Here is an 18204-nt window from a genome sequence, read left to right on the forward strand (position 1 = left end):
CCAAGCGCCCGGGCGGCCCTTAAGTTGCGGCGGTGCAGGAAAACTTTTTCGAGGCTCCATGAAGGATTCTCCCGAAGATCAGATCGTGAATGCGATTCTCGACGCAATTGCCGAACAGCGGCTGCCCGCGGGCACCAAGCTGGGCGAGCAGGCGCTGAGCGATCTGTTTTCCTGCAACCGCGCCAATGTGCGCCGGGCGCTGGCCTCACTGGCGGCGCAGCAGGTGGTGGAGCTGCGGCCGAACCGCGGCGCCTTTGTGATGACGCCTTCGCCGAAGGAGGCGCGTGACATCTTCCAGGCCCGCCGTGCAATCGAGCGCACCATCGCGCGCCATGCTTCCGGGCAGGCCTCGGCAGAGGATATTGCCTTTCTGCGGGACAACATCCTGGAGGAAGCCGAGGCGCGCAAAGCGGGCGACAAACCGGCGGAGCTTCGCGCCTCGCGCCAGTTCCACATGCGGATTGCGCAGATTGCAGGCAATCTGGTGCTGGAGCGGTTCCTGTCGGAACTGACCATGCGCAGCACGCTGATCCTGGGGCTGTACTCGCCCACCGGCAGCTCCTCCTGCGCAGAGGATGAGCACGACCGGATCGTCGATGCGCTGGCGGCAGGCGCCACGGATGAACTGGTCCGGCTGGCAGACGAGCACCTGCGCCATCTGGAGGCCGGGCTGAACTTCGATGAGCCGCCCGCCGCCCCGATGAGCCTGAGGGAACAGCTGATGGCACCGCGCAGCACGCCGAACGCCAAGTAAGGCAAGCGCTCCCCAAGCCCCTGCCGCCGTTTGCTTCCCGGATGCGGACCGCGCTGGAGCAGCCGCGGGAATAATTACATCCCTGACGTGTGTTTCTGACCTTTCAGGCTGATGCGCCGCGCCTTTGCCGCCCGCTAGAGTCAATGCAGGCCGGTGCCAGTCGGTGCCGCGGCCGCATGACCCGCCGGTGTTCCGGCGTTTATCTGATGGGAGACTGACATGACTGCATATCTGAAAACGATGCTGTCCAAGCTGCGCCGTGATGAGCGCGGTGTGACACTGGTGGAATACGGCATTGCCATTGCCTTGGCTGTGGGTGTTGGCACAGCTGCGCTCACAGCTCTTAGCGGGGACATCACAACCGCTATGGGTGTGGCGGGCGCAGCGATGCCAAACTGATTTTTGCTAGGCCAAGTGAAGGCCTGCGGCACAGGTTTTGCCAAGGGGGAGCGGGGCCTGTGCCGCCTGACAGCCGCACCAGACCACAGCGGCAGCAAGCACGGCAGGAAGCAGAAGCCTGCGGACTCTTCAGTCATCGAACAGCCGGGCCCGTCCTTCTGCTGCGCACGCCAGCGACGAAAGGATGTTTGGCATGAATATTTCATCACTTCTCAGCATGATTTCCGGACTGGCTCTGGCCGGCGGCTCTGCCTATGTCGCCAAGGACTACATTGACGGCCGGACTGTGACCGCCGGTCAGGAAGGGGCGCTGGTGGAGGTTGTGGTGGCCTCGCAGGACATCGCCTTCGGCACGGCGCTGACAGCGCAGTCCCTGACCACCATTGCCTGGCCTGCCGAAGCGCAGCCCGCGGGCACTTTCAACAGCTTTGCCGTGCTGCTGCCGGAACCCGGCAAGCCGCCGCGCCGCGCCCGCCGGGCGATTGCGCAGGGGGAGCTGATCCGCGATTCGAAGATTTCCAATTTCGGCGAGAAGGTGACGATCGTTCAGACGCTCAGCCCGGATCACCGGGCGATGGCCATCAAGGTCAGCGCAGAAACTGCGGTGGGCGGCTTTGTGACCCCCGGCGACAGCGTTGATGTCCTGCTGACCCAAGGCCGCGAAGCCAGCCTGAAAACGGTCACCATCCTGCAGAACGCCCGCGTGATCGGGGTGGACCAGGATGCCAACCAGGAAACCGACACGCCGGGGGTGGCCCGCACCGTGACGGTGGAAGTGACACCGGAAGAAGGCCAGCGCCTGGCGCTGGCGCAGCGGGCCGGCACGCTGAGCCTGACCTTGCGCAACGTGGACACGCCCGAAGACGAGGTGCCGCTGGACTCGATCAGCCTGAACGACGTGCTGCGCAATCTGCGGCCGCAGCAGGAGGACGCCCCGCAGCGGGTGCGCAAGACCGTCCTGATCCGCCGCGGCACCGAAGTGTCCGAAACCGAAATCCGCTGAGTGCAGCTGCCCCGGGGAGCCTTGCCAGATATGCGCCTGAACATGCACATCAGACAGTTCGCACGAGGCGACAGCGGCACCATGCTGGTGACCTGGGGTCTGACCTTCGTGGTGCTCCTGGGGATTGCCGCGATGTCCTTTGACCTGGGCCGCACCGGCATCACCCGCAGCGAGCTTCAGGCGTTTACCGACAATGTGGCGCTGGCCGCCGCCGGCGAGCTGGACGGCAAGGACGACGCCATCACCCGTGCCCGTGCCGCGGCCGCCAATCTGATCAGCGACCGTAAGACCTTCGGCACCGGCGGCAGCCTGCTCAGCGGCGATACCGATTACACGCTCACCTTTTATTCCGAACTGCCGGAGGATGACACCGCCGTCCTGACCGCTGTCACTGGTGATCCGGCGGAGGCGGTCTTTGTCCGCGCCGAGGCCGCGCCGAGCACGGTTGGCGCCTACTATGGCGCTGCCTTTGCCGCGCTGACCGGCACAACCCGTCCGAATGAGCAGGCGCGGGCGTCTTCAGTGGCGGGTTTTACCCAGTACGCCTGCGACATCACCCCGCTGATGTTCTGCATTCCGCCGGGGTTTTCCGCGGATGCCAGCATCGGCGAGATGATCCTGCTGCGCTCCGGCGGCAACGGGTCCGCCTGGGGGCCGGGGGATTTCGGGTTTCTTGATCCGGCCAAGGTGCTGGTCGATGATGATGGCCCCTGCGCCGGATTGAACGGCGCGCAGCTGGATGCCTGCCTGCTGGGGGCCGAGGGCAGCATCACCCAGTGCTTCAGCCAGCGCGGCGTCGATATCGAACCGGGCCAGAAGGTCGGCATCCGCGACGCCATCTTCAACGTGCGCTTTGACATCTACAAGGCGATCATGAACGGCAAGCGCAACAATCCCGACTACCCGCCCGCGCCCAATGTCATCAAGGGCGTCGTGCCCAACGGCGGCGGCAGCTGCATCGGCAGCAATGAGGAAGTGTCACCGGATACCGTGGGACTGCCCCGCGACGACTGCTTCGGCAGCGGTGGCTGCAGCCGCTATGGCGACGGCAACTGGGCTGCAGGGCGGGCCGCCTATGTTGATACCAACTATGGCGGCACCGACCCGCATCCCGGCGCCAGCACCCGCTACGAATACTATCTGGAGGAAATCAACGCGGCAGGCGGACCGGGCGGCAATGGCAGCATTCTGTCGGGCCTGTCGGAGACAGGTCGCCCGGTCTGCTCGCCGAACCAGAGCGCCGACCCGCAGCGCCGGGTGGTGATCGCTGCCGGCATTGACTGTACGGCCAATCCGATCAGCGGCTCGACCACGGATGTGCCGGTCGAGGAGTTCGTGAAGCTCTTCCTGACCGAACCGGTGGGAGATGACGGCGCCTCGCCGCCGACCGTGGATATCTGGGGCGAGGTTGTCGGCAGCGCCGGCGGCGGCGCCGGGGGCACTGGCGATGCGGGCATCTTCCGCGACGTCGTGCAGCTGTACAGGTGAGCGGGATGGGGGATGCAAAACATACCGCAGCTGGCTGGGCCGCCTTTCGCAAAGGAGAAGAGGGCGCGGTGCTGGTGGAATTTGCTTTGATGCTGCCGCTGATGCTGCTGGTTTTTGCGGTGATCATCGAAGGCGGGCGGATGATGTGGTCCTATCAGGCGGCGGTCTCCGGCGTGCGCGACGCGGCGCGCTATCTGGCGCGGGTGGCGCCGCAGGACATCTGTTCTTCGGGCGGCTCTGTGGCGGCGCATCAGCCGCAGCTGCTGGACATCGTGCGCGAAAGCATTTCAGGCGATGCGCTGTTCCCGGCCGGCCTTGCGGTGACGTCCGTCACCCCAAGCCTGACCTGCCAGGCGGGCAGCTACCGGATCTCGCCGGCGCCGGTGGTGGAGGTGCGGGCCAATCTGACCATGACCTTCCCGTTTACCGGGGTCTTCGCGCTGAACGGCGGCAGCCTGAACACCATCAATACCGTCATCACCGATCAAAGCCGGGTGTTCGGCACATGACCGGGCCGGGTCGGGCATATGCGGCGCTGCGCCGGTTCCGCCGGGAGCAGGACGGGGCCGCGCTGGTAGAACTGGGCGTTGCGATCCCGCTGTTCCTGCTGCTGTTCATGGGCATCATCGATTTCGGCCGCATGGCCTTTCACTATGTCGTGGCGGAGCGCGCGATGAACGTGGCGGCGCGGGTGGCGGCAGTGCGGCCGCCGGCCTGCGCCGGGGTGCCGGAAATCCACCGGCGCGATCCTTCTGCCAGCGGCACGCTGCCCAATTTCGGCACGTCCTGCCGGGCCGGGCCGGATATCTGCCTGAATGCGGGCACCGTGACCTGCGCCGGCTCCGCTGCCAATGCAACGGCTAATGAAATCTGGGCTCTGGTGCGCGGAGCGATGCCGCCCGATGCCACCATCGCAGCGCTTTCGTTCAGCTACAGCTACGACGGCAGTCTTGGCTTTCTGGGCGGACCTTACGTTCCCGTGGTCACGGTGGAACTGCAGAACCAGACGTTTGAATTCGTGTCGCCGCTGGGGCGGTTGGCGGCGCTGGCCGGGGCCGCGGGGGGCTCAGGCCTGGGCGCCTCGGTGCCGTTTCCGGCGATGAGCGTTTCACTGCCGGGCGAGGACCTGGCGCTGGGGCAGAGCGGCTGAAGCGATAGAGAAAGGAGAGGCCGATGCAGGCTGAGACACAAACCATCGTGGTAATCTCCAAGGACCCGGCGGTCAGTGCGCTGGTTGCCAGCGTGGCCCAGTTCCAGCCCGGCACCGGAGTGCGGAAATGCGCCTCTGCACTGGGTGAAATCAACGGCACGGCGTTGCAGCTGGCGGAAGAAAACGACCTGATCATCTTCCGGGCGGACGGGGAGCCCGGGCGCGACGCGGCCGCGGTGCGGGAAATCCTGCGCCACACCGGCGGCGCGGCGCGGATTCTGGCGCTGGCGGATGCAAGCATGCCGCTAGCCGATCTGCGGCTGCTGACAGAGGCCGGGGTGCGGGAGGTGCTGCCCGACAGCGCGTCGGCTGATGAACTGTCCGCGGCGATCCGCGCCTGCCTGAATCATGAGGAGCCGCAGCCCGCCGCTGGCGCCCGCAGCAGCCGCGAGGGGATGGTGGTTGCGGTCAGCCAGTCCTGCGGCGGGGCCGGGGCGACGACGCTGGCGGTGAACCTGGCCGACTGCCTGACCCGGCGCCGCGGCCTGCGGCGGCAGGAGGCGGAGTTCCGGGTCGCCCTGCTGGACCTTGACATCCAGTTCGGAACCGTCGCCAGCTTCCTCGATCTGCCGCCGAACCGATGCCTCTATGAACTGGCCAGCGAAGGGTTTGTGCCTGACAGCGTTTTTGCGGAACAGTCGCTGAGCGAGGCGGCGCCCGGCCTGTGGGTGCTGGCCTCGCCGGCCGAGATCGCGCCGCTGCATGCGCTGAAACCGGAGCAGGTACAGGCGCTGATTGCGCATTTGCGCCTGCAGTTCGACTTCGTGGTGATCGGCCTGCCGCGGGCTCTGGCCGAATGGCTGACGCCGGTGCTGGAGGCCAGTGAACGGCTGCTGATGGTGACTGGCAGTTCGGTGCCTGCAATCTGCCAGGCACGGCGGCTGCTCGACTTTTACGCCGAGACCAGCATGAGCCTGCAGGCCGAGATCGTGATCAGCCGCGAGCGCAAACCGCTGCTGGCCGCCAGCCACCACAAGGAGGCTGCCAGGCTGCTGCAGAAACCGTTCAAGTACTGGCTGCCCAACGACCCGTCGGCGGCGGCAGCGGCGGCAGACCGGGGGGTGCCGCTTTCGGTGGCAGCCGGGCGTTCCGCCTTGGCCAAGGCGGTCCGGCGCCTGTCCCAGGATCTGATCGAAACACGAAATGCCCGCGCCCATGCGGCGCAGTCCCAGCACGGAAAGGCGGTTTGAGATGTTCAGGAACTTCGGCAAGCGAACGGAAACTGCAGGCGCTGGGGAGACGGTTGTGCCGCTGTGGCCCGAGGCCGGCGGCGAGGCTGCCGCAGCAGAGACGGAAGCCAATGAAGAGAGCCTCAAGCTGACCGCGTTTCTGGAGCTGAAAAGCCGGATGCATGAGGCGGTGATCGACCGGCTGAACCTGTCGGTGATCGACAAGGTCGAGCCGGAGGAACTGCGCCGCGAAGTGGCGGCGCTGGTCAGCGACGTGCTGGCTGAGGAGAACAACCCGCTGCGCGCCGATGAATTCCGCCGCCTGGTGGATGAGCTGATCGATGAGGTTCTGGGGCTGGGGCCGCTGGAGCCCCTGCTGGCCGATCCCGGCATCAACGACATTCTGGTCAATGGTCACAAGACCGTCTTCGTCGAACGCAGCGGCGTGCTGGAACAGACCGGCGTGCGTTTCCGGGATGAAAAGCACCTGCTGCGGATCATCGACAAGGTGGTTTCGCGCGTCGGCCGCCGGGTGGATGAAAGCAACCCCTGGGTGGATGCGCGGCTGGAGGACGGCAGCCGGGTCAACGCGATCATCCGGCCCTGCGCCATCGACGGCCCGTCGCTGTCGATCCGCAAGTTCGCCCGCGACCCGCTGACGATGGAGAAGCTGGTGGCGGGCAATGCGCTGAACGGGCGCGCCGCGGCTTTTCTGCAGGCGCTGGTCGAAGCGCGGGCGAATATTCTGATCTCAGGGGGCACCGGCTCCGGCAAGACCACGATGCTGAACGCGATTTCTGCAGGAATCGACCCGCGCTCGCGGATTGTCACCATCGAGGATGCGGCGGAGCTGCAATTGCAGCAGGCGCATGTGGTGCGGCTGGAAACGCGGCCGCCCAACCCCTCCGGCACCGGTGCCGTCAGCCAGCGCGACCTGGTGCGCAACGCGCTGCGGATGCGCCCGGACCGGATCATCGTCGGCGAGGTGCGCGGGGCGGAGACCTTTGACATGCTGCAGGCGATGAACACCGGCCATGACGGCTCGATGACCACTGTTCACGCCAATTCCGCCCGCGATGCGCTGGGCCGGATCGAGCAGATGGTGTCGATGATGGGGATGGAACTGCCGCTGGCGGCGATCCGGGCGCAGATCGCCTCCGGGCTGCAGATCATCGTGCAGCTGGCCCGCCTGTCGGATGGCCAGCGGCGGGTGATGAGCATCTCGGAACTCACCGGCCTGGAGGGGGAGGTCATCACCATGCAGGATATTTTCGTGTTCCGCCGGATGGGCAAGACCGAGGACGGCGGCATTGCCGGTGAATTCATACCCACCGGGATCCGGCCGCAATGCGCTGCGCTGCTGGCAGCAGCGGGGGTGGCCATGGACCCGGCCCTGTTCCTGCCGGAGGAGAGCTGATGCTGAATGATCTCGTGAAAGAGCTGCAAGGCTGGAACGGCCAGTTGGGCGGGTACGCGGTGTACTGCGGCATCGCGGTGGGGGTGCTGCTGCTGCTGTCCGGCCTGCGGCAGATGACCAGCCGCAAGAGCCGCTCAGCCGCATTCCGCAGCCGCCGGATGCGGATGATTGCACAGGGGCGCAGCGGCAGTGAGCGGCTCGCCATCCTGAAGCCGCCGCCGCGCCGCACCGGCTGGCAGCGCGTTCCCGTGGCGGGGGCGCTGCCGCAGATTCTGCGCCGGGCGGATGTGCCGCTGAGCCCGGGCGTGTTCTGGGCCGGCTGCGCCGCGCTGGCAGTTCTGACCGCAATCGCCGCAGCGGGTTTTGCCGGAGTGCTGCAGGCCGCCATGATTGGTGTCCTGTGCGGTTTCGGCCTGCCCTTTGCTCTGCTGCTTGACCGCCAGCGCAAGCAGATGGACAAGCTGGTGCACCAGTTGCCGGATGCGCTGGACATGCTGGCGCGCGGCCTGAAGGTGGGCCACCCGCTGAACAACTCCATCGGGATTGCCGCGCGTGAGATGCCCGATCCGGCCGGAACCGAGCTTGGCATCATCTACGATCAGGTGACCTATGGCGACGATTTGCCGGATGCGGTGCAGGAGTTCGCGGACAGGGCCGGCCTGGAGGACGCGCAGTATCTGGCCGCCAGCATCAGCATCCAGCATGGCACCGGCAGCGACCTGTCAGTGATGCTGGAGACCCTGGCACGGGTCATCCGCAACCGGATTGTGCTGCGCCGCAAGGTGCATGCGCTGGCCTCCGAGGGGCGGCTGACCGCCTGGCTGCTGTCGGCCCTGCCGCTGGTGATTTTTGGCGCCGTCTCGGTGCTGACGCCCAGCTACTACGCCGGTGTCGCCGATGATCCGCTGTTCCGCCCGATGATCGGCGCGATCATTTTGCTGACGGTGCTGAATGCGCTGACGCTGCGCAAACTTGTCAATTTCAGGATCTGACCGGGGAGGTTCGCCATGGAACAGATCGTAACAGGTTTTCTGACCCGGACCGGGCTGCCCCCCAGCGCATTGGCCGCTGCGGCTGCCGCTGCGGCCGTGCTGCTGCTGTATTTCGGTGCCGCTGCCGCCCTGGCGCGGAAATCGCCCGCCGCAGCGCGGCTGTCGGTGCTGGGGGAGGCCCGGCGGCGGCAGTCCGGCGACCTGGCGCTGCTCAAGGCGCCCGCCGCCCGGCCCGGCAGGCTGCTGAAGGCCTTTGTGCCTGCCAGTCTGACGGAACGGTCGGAATTGGAGAACAAGCTGTCACAGGCCGGGTTTTCGCAGGCCGGGGCGCTCAGGACCTTCACGCTGATCCGGGTTTTCCTGGGGCTGGCGGTGCCGGGGCTGCTGCTGCTGGTGATCGCCGCTGCCAAGACACCGGGCCTGCTGCCGCCCAACCCGCTCACCGCGCAAGTGGCAGGCTGGACAAACCTGCAGGTGTTTCAGGCGCTGAGCGGGTTGGTGGGGAGCGGCTATTTCGGTCCGGTCTATGTGCTGAACGCCCGCGCCGCGGCCCGCCGCCGCCGGATCGAGGATGCTTTTCCCAACGCTCTGGACCTGATGCGGATTTCGGTGGATTCCGGGCTGGGCTTTGACGCCGCGATGACCCGTGTCGGCAATGAGCTGGCGCAGGCCTCGCCGGACCTGGCCTTTGAGCTGCTCAGCGTGCAGCGGCAGATCCAGGCCGGGCGCGCGCGCGGCGACGCACTGCTGGACATGGCCGGCCGCACCGGGGTGGAGACCGTCCGCTCCTTTGCCAATGTTGCCCTGCAGTCGATGCAGTTCGGCACCAGCATGGCCTCTGCGCTGGCGACTTATTCCGAGGATTTGCGCAGCCAGAGGGAAATGCGGGCGCAGGAAATGGCCAGTAAGCTGCCGGTGAAAATGTCGGCGGTTCTGGCCTCCCTGATGCTGCCCGCATTGATCATGATAACCATCGGTCCGGTGGTAATCCGCTATATCCGCTTTATTGCAAGCTGATTCGAAACCGGTTTGGACAATTGCCGAAATTGCCTGCAATTGGTTCGGTGAAAAAGCGCCGGAACACTGAAAAAATCTCCTTAAGATTGTAAATTTGCGTGGCTGCCCGTAATTTTCGCCAAATTCTTGACGTAATTGAATGAGCCGGCCAGCATGAGGGGACGCAATAGGGAGTTGATTGGTACGGGCGCTTGTTAAGTTGCTAAAAGCGCTATGTTAAAAGTTAATACTGCTGTGGGGGGACGCGCGTTATGGGGACCAATGCGCTTTTTGACACCCACACCATTCGGGCCGCTGAGGCCGGAATGATTGCGCCAATTGCGCGCTGGTGTGAGTGTTTGCACGGCTGTGCGCCTTTCAGGGACGCGTTGAGCGGACTGGCGGCGGCCATTAAGGGGGAAGCAGCTGCAATTTGCAGGATACCGGCCAGCCAGGGCCGGGCTTCAGGAACAGTTATCTTTGACAGGTCTGCGGGCAGCGGAAACGGCCCGCCATTGGAGCGGTCCTTTGCCCGCTCGGTGCTTGGCAGCTATCTGGACAAGGCCAAGCCGGGGGCAATCTGGTACAAGTCCATGAGCGGCGAGGAGGCGGATCCGGCACTGGACCGGTTCCATAGCGCCCGCAAACTGGTGGAACTGGCGGTGATCCCGCTGTCTTCCGGAAAGCAGCACACAGATTTTCTGGAGCTGCATTTTTCCGCCAGGCCCGGGGCGGTGCAGCAGGCGCTTCTGAACATCATCTCCGGCACTCTCGTGCGGACCTGGACCAACCGGTCTCCGGGCCTGTACGCCGAGGCCTGCCTGCGGGAGCAGCGTGCCGCCCGCAAGGACGGGGTGCAGGCGCATCTGCTGAGCATGGAAAACCCGGCGCAGCTGAGCCGCGCTGAATACCGGGTCTGCGTGCTGCTCAGCAAGGGCCAGCCGGCCAAGCGGGTGCAGTCGGATCTGGGGATCTCAAAGTCGACCATGCGCACCCATCTGCGTAACATCTACGCCAAGACGCAGACCAGCAACATGAGCGAGCTGGTCTATCAGCTGGTCTCGGTTGACACCTTTGCCGGCCAAACGCCGCGGCGGAGTTCTGCCGCGTGACGGGTGCCGCTCAGCTGCTGCCGCTGGCTGCGGCCGGCCCGGTGCTGATCTATGCCGGGCTGGGCGACCTGCGGCACTTGCGGCTGTCCAACAGGACGATGCTGGCGCTGGCGGCAGCCTTTGTGCTGACCGCGCCGCTGCTGCCGCTGGCGGAATCCGGGCTGCGCCTGCTGTCGGCAGGCATCGTCTTCGCGCTGTGCTTTGCGCTGTTTTGCGCGCGTGTGCTGGCGGGCGGCGACGTCAAGATGATGGCTCTGGCAATGCTGTTCGTGCCGTCCTCCGCGCTGGCGGCATTCGGATGGTGCTTCAGCGCCGCAATGCTCACCGTGCCCATAGCCTTGACGCTGCTGGGCCGGACGGAGGCCGCCGCCGGCTGGCGGCATTGGGCCTCGCTTCAGACGCCGGGGAGAATGCCGATGGGGGCGGCAATTTCCCTGGCGCTGATGCTGCTGCTGGTTGCGCTGGCCGTCAGCGCCTGATTCTGCACGGCGGCTGAAAACTCAGCGGGCGGCGGGAAACACCGCCGTCCGCTTGACCGTTCCGTAGACAAAACTGGTGTCGATAGAGGCAATGCCGCCGACAGGGTGGATCCGGTTGCGGATGAACTCCTCATAGGCTTCCAGATCCGGCACCAGCACCCGCAACTGGTAATCCATCGCGCCGGTCAGCACGTGGCACTCCAGCACTTCGTCGATCAGCTGCATCTTGCGCTCGAAATTCTTCACGTCCGCCTCGCCGTGCCGCTCCAGCTTGATGCGGACAAAGACGGTGATCGGCAGGCCGTAGGATTTGGCGTCCACCACCGCGCTGTAACCCTGGATCACGCCCTGCGCTTCCAGATTGCGCACCCGCCGCAGGCAAGGGGAGGGGGACAGGTTCACCGCCTCTGCCAGATCTTGGTTGGTCATCCGCCCGTCGCATTGCAGGGCACGGATGATTTGGCGGTCCTTACTGTCCATTTAAAATCCCCTAATTGGCAGAATCTGCCAATATTGATAGTCGGATCAGAATAATTCGCAATCCATTGCTGATAAAACAATCGGATGATGCCTGTAACAACAAACAGGAGCATCCCATGAAAACCTCCGGCGGCTTTGCCACACGTGCCATCCACCACGCCTATGACCCGCAAGAGAACGAAGGCGCGCTGACGCCGCCGCTGCACCTGACATCGACCTTCACCTTCGAGACCGCAGAGGCCGGCGGCGAGATGTTCGCAGGCGAGCGTCAGGGGCATATCTACAGCCGGATTTCCAACCCGACCTGCGACCTGCTGGAGCAGCGCATCGCCACGCTGGAAGGCGCTGAGGCGGGCCTTGCGCTCAGCAGCGGCATGGGCGCCATCACCGCGGTTCTGTGGACGCTGCTCAGCCCCGGTGACGAGGTGATCGTGGACAAGACGCTTTACGGCTGCACTTTCGCCTACATGCGCCACGGTCTGGCGAAGTGGGGCGTTACCATCACCCATGTCGACATGACCGACATGGAGAACCTGCGCGCGGCTGTCTCGGAAAAGACCCGCGTGGTCTATTTCGAAACCCCGGCCAACCCGAACATGCGGCTGGTCGACATTGCTGCGGCTTCTGAAATCGCCCATGCCGCGGGCGCGCAGGTGGTGGTCGACAACACCTATGCCACCCCCTATCTGACCCGCCCGATCGAGCTGGGCGCTGATATCGTGGTTCATTCGGCCACCAAATACCTGGGCGGCCACGGCGATGTGGTGGCGGGCCTGGTCGTGGGCACCGCCGAGCAGATCGGTGAAATCCGCCTGGTCGGCATGAAGGACATGACCGGCGCGGTGATGGCGCCCTTCAACGCCATGCTGATCCTGCGCGGCCTCAAGACCCTGGCGCTGCGGATGGACCGCCACTGCGCCTCCGCCGTGACCGTGGCGGATTACTTGGCCGCCCACCCGGCAGTGAAGTCGGTTTCCTTCCCGGGTCACGACAGCTTTGCCCAGGCCGATGTCGCCAAGCGCCAGATGGCGCAGCCGGGCGCCATGATCGCGTTTGAGGTCGAAGGCGGCCTGCAGGGCGGTATCGCCTTCATGAACGGGCTTCAGATGATCCAGCGCGCGGTGTCGCTGGGTGATGCCGAAACCCTGATCCAGCACCCTGCCTCGATGACCCATTCGACCTATACTCCGGAAGAGCGCGCCGAGCACGGCATCAGCGACGGGCTGATCCGGTTGTCGGTGGGGCTGGAGGACGTGGCCGACATCCTGGCCGACCTGGAACAGGCCTTGCCCGCCCCCGTTCAGCACGCCGCCGAATAAGGAGAGAGCCATGCGCCCCGATCTGACACATCTCAAGACCATCGAACAGCGGCTGCTGTGGCTGTCGCATTGGATGATCCACAACGCGAACCACATCCGCCCCAAGGCGGACGGGATCAAGATCGGGGGGCATCAGGCGTCTTCGGCGTCTATGGTGTCGATCATGACGGCGCTGTACTTCTCGGCGCTGAAGCCGGGCGACCGGGTGGCGGTGAAACCGCATGCCTCGCCCGTCTTCCATGCGATGCAGTACCTGATGGGCAACCAGACGCGCGAGAAGATGGAGAACTTCCGCGGTTTCGGCGGGGTGCAGAGCTACCCCAGCCGCACCAAGGACGTGGATGACGTGGATTTCTCCACCGGCTCTGTCGGCCTTGGCGTCGGGATCACCGCGCTGGCCTCGCTGGTGCAGGATTTCATCACCGCCAAGGACTGGGGCCAGGACGCCCGCACCGGCCGCATGGTGGCGCTGGCAGGTGATGCCGAGCTGGACGAGGGCAACATCTACGAGGTGCTGCAGGAAGGCTGGAAGAACGATCTGCGCAATTGCTGGTGGATCATCGACTACAACCGACAGTCGCTGGACGGGATCGTCCGGGAGGGGCTGTTCGAGCGGATCGAAAAGATCTTCGGCGCCTTCGGCTGGGACGTGGTGCGGGTGAAATACGGCGCCCTGCAGCGGGCCGCGTTCGAGGAGCCGGGCGGCGAAGCCTTGCGTGCCTGGATCGACGCCTGCCCCAACCAGGAGTACTCCGCGCTTACCTACATGGGCGGCGCGGTCTGGCGGCAGCGCCTGATGGACGACCTCGGCGACCAGGGCGAGGTCAGTGCGCTGATTGAGAAGCGCAGCGATGATGAGCTGGCCGAGCTGATGGAAAACCTCGGCGGCAACTGCGTGGAGACGATGGCGGATGCGTTCGCCGCCGTCACCCACGACCGCCCGGTCTGCTTCCTGGCCTACACGGTCAAGGGCTGGGGCACGCCGATTGCCGGCCACAAGGACAATCACGGCGGGCTGATGACCAAGTCGCAGATGACGGAGTGGCAGGCCCATATGGGCGTCGCCGCAGGAGAGGAGTGGGACCCCTTCGCCACCGTCTCCGACCCCGCCGCGCTGCAGGGCTTCCTGCGTCAGGTGCCGTTCTTTGCCGAAGGCCCGCGCCGCCATTTCGACGCGCCGCTGCCGGTGCCTGCTATCGCAATAGACACCTCCCGCGAAATCTCGACCCAGATGGCGTTCGGCAAGATCCTCGACGATCTGTCCAAGGGCAGCAGCGAACTAGCGGCGCGGATCCTGACCACTTCGCCCGATGTGACCGGCACCACCGGACTGGGGCCTTGGGTCAACCGGCGCAAGCTGTTTGCCCGCGAGGTGCAGCAGGATGCCTTTATCGAGCACCGTATCCCGTCAACGGCGAAATGGAACTTCGCTCCCGAAGGCCAGCACCTGGAACTGGGCATCGCGGAGATGAACCTGTTCCTGCTCCTGGGCGCCGCAGGCCTGTCGCATTCTCTGTTCGGCAAGCGGCTGATCCCCATCGGAACAGTCTACGATCCCTTTGTCTGCCGCGGTCTCGATGCGCTGAACTATGCCTGCTACCAGGACGCGCGGTTCATGATCGTCGGCACCCCGTCGGGTGTAACGCTGGCACCAGAAGGTGGCGCGCACCAGTCCATCGGCACGCCGCTCATCGGGATGTCGCAGGACGGGCTGGCGGCGTTTGAGCCGGCCTTCGCCGACGAGCTGGCGGTAATCATGGAATGGGCCTTCAACTACCTGCAGCGCGACGGCGAGGGCGACCCGGATGAGCGCACCTGGCTCCGGGATGAGACCGGCGGTTCGGTCTACCTGCGCCTGACCACCAGCCCGATGGAGCAGCCTGGCAAGCGCGCCGATGAGGATTTCCGCCAAGGCTCCATCGACGGCGGATACTGGCTGCGCAAGCCGGGGCCGAATTGCGATGTGGTGATCGCTTACCAGGGCGCGGTGGCGCCGGAGGCGATCAAGGCCGCGGGCATCATCGGCGAAAGCCGCCGCGACGTGGGCGTGCTGGCGGTGACCTCCGCCGACCGGCTGAACGCGGGCTGGTCCGCTGCGCAGCGGGCTCGTTCGCGCGGCAACGCCGCCGCGCAATCCCATATCGAAACACTGATGGGCGGCCTGCCGCCCCATTGCAAGGTCATCACCGTGATCGACGGCCACCCGGCGACGCTCGCCTGGCTGGGCGGGGTGGCGGGCCACCAGACCGTGCCCTTGGGGGTGGAGCATTTCGGACAGACCGGAACTATCGGCGACCTCTACCGCCACCACGGGCTGGACGCTGCCGCAATCGTGGCCAAGGTGAACGGGCTGACCGCCGGCAAACGGGTCAGTAACGCTGTGCCGGCCGGGTGATGACCCGGCAGGCCCATCGCGGTCAGGATCGAATGCAGAGGCAGCCGCGCCAAAACGCGGCTGCCTCTTGCGTTATTCCGCCACGCAGTCGGCGAAGTAATGGGTCAGCCCGTCGGGACCGGTTTCCTGCACCAGCCCATGAATGTCGGTCTCGAACCCCGGGCATTCCCGCCCGAAGGCGCGGTTGAACTTCAGGTATTCCACGATCTTCTTGTTGAACACCTCGCCGGGGATCAGCAGCGGAATGCCAGGCGGGTAGGGGGTCACCAGGCTGGTGGTGATGCGCCCCTCCAGTTCGTCGATCGGCACCCGCTGGGTGGTGCGCCGGGCGATATGGCTGAAGGCATCGCTCGGCTTCATCGCCGGGGTCAGGTCGCTCAGGTACATCTCGGTCGACAGCCGCGCTACGTTGTTGCGGGCATAAAGCGCGTGCACATGCTCGCACAGGTCGCGCAGGCCCATCTGCTCGTACCGCGGCTGGCTGGCGCAGAACTCCGGCATCGCGCGCGGCACGGCCAAGTTGCGTGCAAAGTCGTCCTTGAACTGCTGCAGCGCGCTCAGCAGGGAATTCCAGCGGCCCTTGGTGATGCCGATGGTGAACATGATGAAGAAGGAATAGAGCCCGGTCTTTTCCACCACCACGCCGTGCTCCGCCAGGTATTTGGTCACGATTGAGGCCGGGATGCCCCAGTCCTCAAACCGGCCGTCCAGATTGAGGCCAGGGGTGATGATGGTGGCCTTGATCGGGTCCAGCATGTTGAAGCCCGGCGCCATGTCGCCGAAGCCGTGCCAGCTGTCCTCACCGCCCGCTTCCACACCGTCGGCATCGGTCTTCTTCAGGACCCAATCCCGGGTGCTGCCGATGCCCTCTTCGGCCAGATCCTCCGGCCCCCAGACCTGGAACCACCAGTCGTCTGAGCCGTATTCTTCATCGACCTTGCGCATGGCGCGGCGGAAATCCAGCGCCTCCATGATGCTTTCCTCGACCAGTGCGGTGCCGCCTGGCGGCTCCATCATCGCCGCCGCCACATCGCAGCTGGCGATGATCGAATACTGCGGGCTGGTGGAGGTGTGCATGAGATAGGCTTCGTTGAACAGATGCCGGTCCAGCTTGGTCTCCTCGCTGTCCTGCACCAGCACGTGGCTGGCCTGGCTGATGCCCGCCAGCAGCTTGTGGATCGACTGGGTGGCATAGGTCACCGAATGCTTGGTGCGCCCGCGCTTGCGGCCCATCGCGTGGTAGCTGCCATAGAACGGGTGGAAGGCCGCATGCGGAAGCCAAGCCTCGTCAAAATGCAGGTTCTCGGCATAGCCGTCCAGCTGGCCCTTGATCACCTCGGTGTTGTACAGCACCCCGTCATAGGTCGACTGCGTCAGCGTCATGATCCGCGGCTTCACCGCATCGGCATCCACGTCCTTCAGGAGCGGGTTGGCACGGATCTTGGCCTTGATGCTGTCGATCTCGAACTCGGAATGCTGGATCGGGCCGATGATGCCCCAGTGGTTGCGGGTCGGTTTCAGGAACACCGGGATGGCGCCGGTCATGATGATCGAATGCAGGATCGACTTGTGGCAGTTGCGGTCTACCACCACCACGTCGCCCGGCGCCACCGTGTGGTGCCAGACCATCTTGTTGGAGGTCGAGGTGCCGTTGGTGACAAAGAAACAATGGTCGGCGTTGAAAATCCGCGCCGCATTGCGTTCCGAGGCCCCGATGGCGCCATTGTGGTCCAAAAGCTGCCCCAGTTCCTCAACCGCGTTGCAGACATCCGCCCGCAGCATGTTTTCGCCATAGAACTGGTGGTACATCTGCCCGACGGGGCTTTTCAGAAACGCAACGCCGCCGGAATGCCCCGGACAGTGCCAGGAGTAGGAGCCGTCCTCGGCATAATCCAAGAGCTTCTTGAAGAATGGCGGCTGAATGCTCTCGAGATAGCCCTTCGCCTCGCGGATGATGTGCCGGGCCACGAATTCCGGCGTGTCCTCGAACATGTGGATGAAGCCGTGCAGCTCGCGCAGGATGTCATTGGGCAGATGGCGGCTGGTCTTGGTCTCGCCGTAGATGTAGATCGGCACATCGGCGTTCTTCCAGCGCACTTCCTCGATGAAGGTGCGCAGGGCCAGAACAGCCGGGTCCAGATCCGGACCGGGGGTGAACTCCTCGTCGTCGATCGACAGTACAAAGGCGCTGGCGCGGGACTGCTGCTGCGCGTATTGCGACAGGTCGCCATAGCCGGTGACGCCCTGCACTTCGAATCCCTCGTCCTCGATGGCCTGGGCCAGAGCGCGGATGCCGGAGCCCGAGGAGTTCTCGGAGCGGAAATCTTCGTCAATGATCACAATGGGGAAGCGGAACTTCATGCCAATCTCCTAGCGGCTCTCCAGCTCTGTTCCCGAAGATACAGGCTGACCGCGTTGATGCAACGCCCGCGGCAGGGCGCAGATCGCGTTACGCCCATCCGTGCACGCCGCCAAGAGGGGATGTAAAGATTCCGCTGGCCTTTGCCGTTCAAATAGTTGACATTGTCAATTACCATGACTCAGCACAGCTTTCATCTTCACACTTCCCTTGGCTATCAGATCACCATGCTGGCGCGTGTGATCGAACGCCGTTTCGAACAGCGCATCGCCGAATACGGCCTGACCCGTGTGACCTGGTGTGTGCTGCTGGCGGCGGGGGAGGAGGGACTGGCAACGCCCTCCGAGATTGCGGATTTCATCGGCATCGACCGCACTGCCACCTCCCGCGCCTTGCGGCAGATGGAGGCGGGCGGCCTCGTCACCCGCAGCAGCGGCCCGGGGGACGGCCGGTCGATCCGGGTGGCGCTGACCGGGCCGGGGCAGGCGGCGCTGCAGGCGGTGCTGCCTATCGCGCAGGAAAACGCCGCCCATTTCGAGGCCAAGCTGTCAGAGAGCGAGCTGGCACAATTGCGCCAGGCCGCTGCCAAGCTGCTGCAGGACGAGCCGCGCATCGTCGCCAAGCTGTAACTC

General features: G+C 65.2%; 17 protein-coding genes. 15 read left to right on the forward strand and 2 right to left on the reverse strand.

What is annotated here, in order from left to right; all coding sequences use genetic code 11:
• The first annotated feature begins 58 nt into the window (after positions 1-58).
• The 12 genes from KUV26_RS08815 to KUV26_RS08870 all read left to right on the forward strand — a co-directional run bounded on the left by KUV26_RS08815 (position 59) and on the right by KUV26_RS08870 (position 11019).
• Entirely contained in the window at positions 59-754 is a 696-nt protein-coding gene (locus tag KUV26_RS08815; protein WP_222504365.1) for a GntR family transcriptional regulator, read from the forward strand.
• A 219-nt stretch (positions 755-973) separates the two neighbouring features.
• Positions 974-1153 carry a Flp family type IVb pilin gene (locus tag KUV26_RS08820; RefSeq protein ID WP_222508074.1) on the forward strand — a complete coding sequence of 60 codons (180 nt, stop codon included), beginning with the start codon at positions 974-976 and terminating at the stop codon, positions 1151-1153.
• A gap of 193 nt (positions 1154-1346) precedes the next feature.
• Entirely contained in the window at positions 1347-2156 is an 810-nt protein-coding gene (gene cpaB, locus KUV26_RS08825) for a Flp pilus assembly protein CpaB (RefSeq protein ID WP_261399804.1), read from the forward strand.
• Between the two features lie 42 nt (positions 2157-2198).
• Entirely contained in the window at positions 2199-3644 is a 1446-nt protein-coding gene (locus KUV26_RS08830; RefSeq protein WP_261399805.1) for a TadE/TadG family type IV pilus assembly protein, read from the forward strand.
• 5 nt (positions 3645-3649) lie between these two features.
• Complete coding sequence (locus KUV26_RS08835) at positions 3650-4153, forward strand: TadE/TadG family type IV pilus assembly protein (RefSeq protein WP_222508077.1); 504 nt, start codon at positions 3650-3652, stop codon at positions 4151-4153.
• Entirely contained in the window at positions 4150-4794 is a 645-nt protein-coding gene (locus tag KUV26_RS08840; RefSeq protein ID WP_222504360.1) for a TadE/TadG family type IV pilus assembly protein, read from the forward strand. The genes KUV26_RS08835 and KUV26_RS08840 overlap by 4 nt, the downstream gene beginning before the upstream one ends.
• Positions 4795-4817: 23 nt before the next feature.
• Positions 4818-6044, forward strand: a complete 1227-nt coding sequence (locus KUV26_RS08845) for a CpaE family protein (protein WP_222508078.1) — start codon at positions 4818-4820, stop codon at positions 6042-6044.
• 1 nt (position 6045) lies between these two features.
• Complete coding sequence (locus KUV26_RS08850) at positions 6046-7440, forward strand: CpaF family protein (RefSeq protein ID WP_261399806.1); 1395 nt, start codon at positions 6046-6048, stop codon at positions 7438-7440.
• A complete protein-coding gene (locus tag KUV26_RS08855; RefSeq protein ID WP_222508080.1) occupies positions 7440-8432 on the forward strand; it encodes a type II secretion system F family protein in 993 nt (330 codons plus the stop codon). The genes KUV26_RS08850 and KUV26_RS08855 overlap by 1 nt, the downstream gene beginning before the upstream one ends.
• Positions 8433-8447: 15 nt before the next feature.
• Complete coding sequence (locus tag KUV26_RS08860; protein ID WP_222508081.1) at positions 8448-9449, forward strand: type II secretion system F family protein; 1002 nt, start codon at positions 8448-8450, stop codon at positions 9447-9449.
• Positions 9450-9943: 494 nt separating this feature from the next.
• Positions 9944-10540 carry a helix-turn-helix transcriptional regulator gene (locus KUV26_RS08865; protein ID WP_222508082.1) on the forward strand — a complete coding sequence of 199 codons (597 nt, stop codon included), beginning with the start codon at positions 9944-9946 and terminating at the stop codon, positions 10538-10540.
• A complete protein-coding gene (locus KUV26_RS08870; RefSeq protein ID WP_222504354.1) occupies positions 10537-11019 on the forward strand; it encodes a prepilin peptidase in 483 nt (160 codons plus the stop codon). The genes KUV26_RS08865 and KUV26_RS08870 overlap by 4 nt, the downstream gene beginning before the upstream one ends.
• Before the next feature lie 21 nt (positions 11020-11040).
• Here the strand turns inward: KUV26_RS08870 and KUV26_RS08875 are convergent, their stop codons facing one another.
• The gene (locus tag KUV26_RS08875) at positions 11041-11499 is read right to left on the reverse strand and encodes an Lrp/AsnC family transcriptional regulator (RefSeq protein ID WP_222508083.1); all 459 of its coding nucleotides are present in this window, start codon (positions 11497-11499) and stop codon (positions 11041-11043) included.
• Between the two features lie 116 nt (positions 11500-11615).
• Between KUV26_RS08875 and KUV26_RS08880 the strand changes: the two genes are divergently transcribed.
• The gene (locus tag KUV26_RS08880; RefSeq protein WP_222508084.1) at positions 11616-12818 is read left to right on the forward strand and encodes a methionine gamma-lyase; all 1203 of its coding nucleotides are present in this window, start codon (positions 11616-11618) and stop codon (positions 12816-12818) included.
• 10 nt (positions 12819-12828) lie between these two features.
• The gene (locus KUV26_RS08885) at positions 12829-15213 is read left to right on the forward strand and encodes a transketolase (protein WP_222508085.1); all 2385 of its coding nucleotides are present in this window, start codon (positions 12829-12831) and stop codon (positions 15211-15213) included.
• Between the two features lie 72 nt (positions 15214-15285).
• On the opposite strand, the gene KUV26_RS08890 is transcribed toward KUV26_RS08885, so the two are convergent.
• Complete coding sequence (locus KUV26_RS08890) at positions 15286-17574, reverse strand: arginine/lysine/ornithine decarboxylase (RefSeq protein ID WP_222508086.1); 2289 nt, start codon at positions 17572-17574, stop codon at positions 15286-15288.
• 174 nt (positions 17575-17748) lie between these two features.
• Here KUV26_RS08890 and KUV26_RS08895 point away from each other — a divergent pair, with 174 nt between their 5' ends.
• The gene (locus KUV26_RS08895) at positions 17749-18201 is read left to right on the forward strand and encodes a MarR family winged helix-turn-helix transcriptional regulator (protein WP_222504349.1); all 453 of its coding nucleotides are present in this window, start codon (positions 17749-17751) and stop codon (positions 18199-18201) included.
• Positions 18202-18204 lie beyond the last annotated feature (3 nt).

Source organism: Leisingera daeponensis, from assembly GCF_019801465.1.
Classification (GTDB): Bacteria; Pseudomonadota; Alphaproteobacteria; order Rhodobacterales; family Rhodobacteraceae; genus Leisingera; species Leisingera daeponensis_A.

Coding starts and splice junctions, on each gene's coding strand:
- KUV26_RS08820 (WP_222508074.1), top strand. CDS start 974: ATGACTGCATATCTGAAAACGATGCTGTCCAAGCTGCGCCGTGATGAG.
- KUV26_RS08875 (WP_222508083.1), bottom strand. CDS start 11,499: ATGGACAGTAAGGACCGCCAAATCATCCGTGCCCTGCAATGCGACGGG.
- KUV26_RS08890 (WP_222508086.1), bottom strand. CDS start 17,574: ATGAAGTTCCGCTTCCCCATTGTGATCATTGACGAAGATTTCCGCTCC.
- KUV26_RS08880 (WP_222508084.1), top strand. CDS start 11,616: ATGAAAACCTCCGGCGGCTTTGCCACACGTGCCATCCACCACGCCTAT.
- KUV26_RS08855 (WP_222508080.1), top strand. CDS start 7,440: ATGCTGAATGATCTCGTGAAAGAGCTGCAAGGCTGGAACGGCCAGTTG.
- KUV26_RS08830 (WP_261399805.1), top strand. CDS start 2,199: ATGCACATCAGACAGTTCGCACGAGGCGACAGCGGCACCATGCTGGTG.
- KUV26_RS08845 (WP_222508078.1), top strand. CDS start 4,818: ATGCAGGCTGAGACACAAACCATCGTGGTAATCTCCAAGGACCCGGCG.
- KUV26_RS08815 (WP_222504365.1), top strand. CDS start 59: ATGAAGGATTCTCCCGAAGATCAGATCGTGAATGCGATTCTCGACGCA.
- KUV26_RS08860 (WP_222508081.1), top strand. CDS start 8,448: ATGGAACAGATCGTAACAGGTTTTCTGACCCGGACCGGGCTGCCCCCC.
- KUV26_RS08895 (WP_222504349.1), top strand. CDS start 17,749: ATGACTCAGCACAGCTTTCATCTTCACACTTCCCTTGGCTATCAGATC.
- KUV26_RS08850 (WP_261399806.1), top strand. CDS start 6,046: ATGTTCAGGAACTTCGGCAAGCGAACGGAAACTGCAGGCGCTGGGGAG.
- KUV26_RS08885 (WP_222508085.1), top strand. CDS start 12,829: ATGCGCCCCGATCTGACACATCTCAAGACCATCGAACAGCGGCTGCTG.
- KUV26_RS08835 (WP_222508077.1), top strand. CDS start 3,650: ATGGGGGATGCAAAACATACCGCAGCTGGCTGGGCCGCCTTTCGCAAA.
- cpaB (WP_261399804.1), top strand. CDS start 1,347: ATGAATATTTCATCACTTCTCAGCATGATTTCCGGACTGGCTCTGGCC.
- KUV26_RS08840 (WP_222504360.1), top strand. CDS start 4,150: ATGACCGGGCCGGGTCGGGCATATGCGGCGCTGCGCCGGTTCCGCCGG.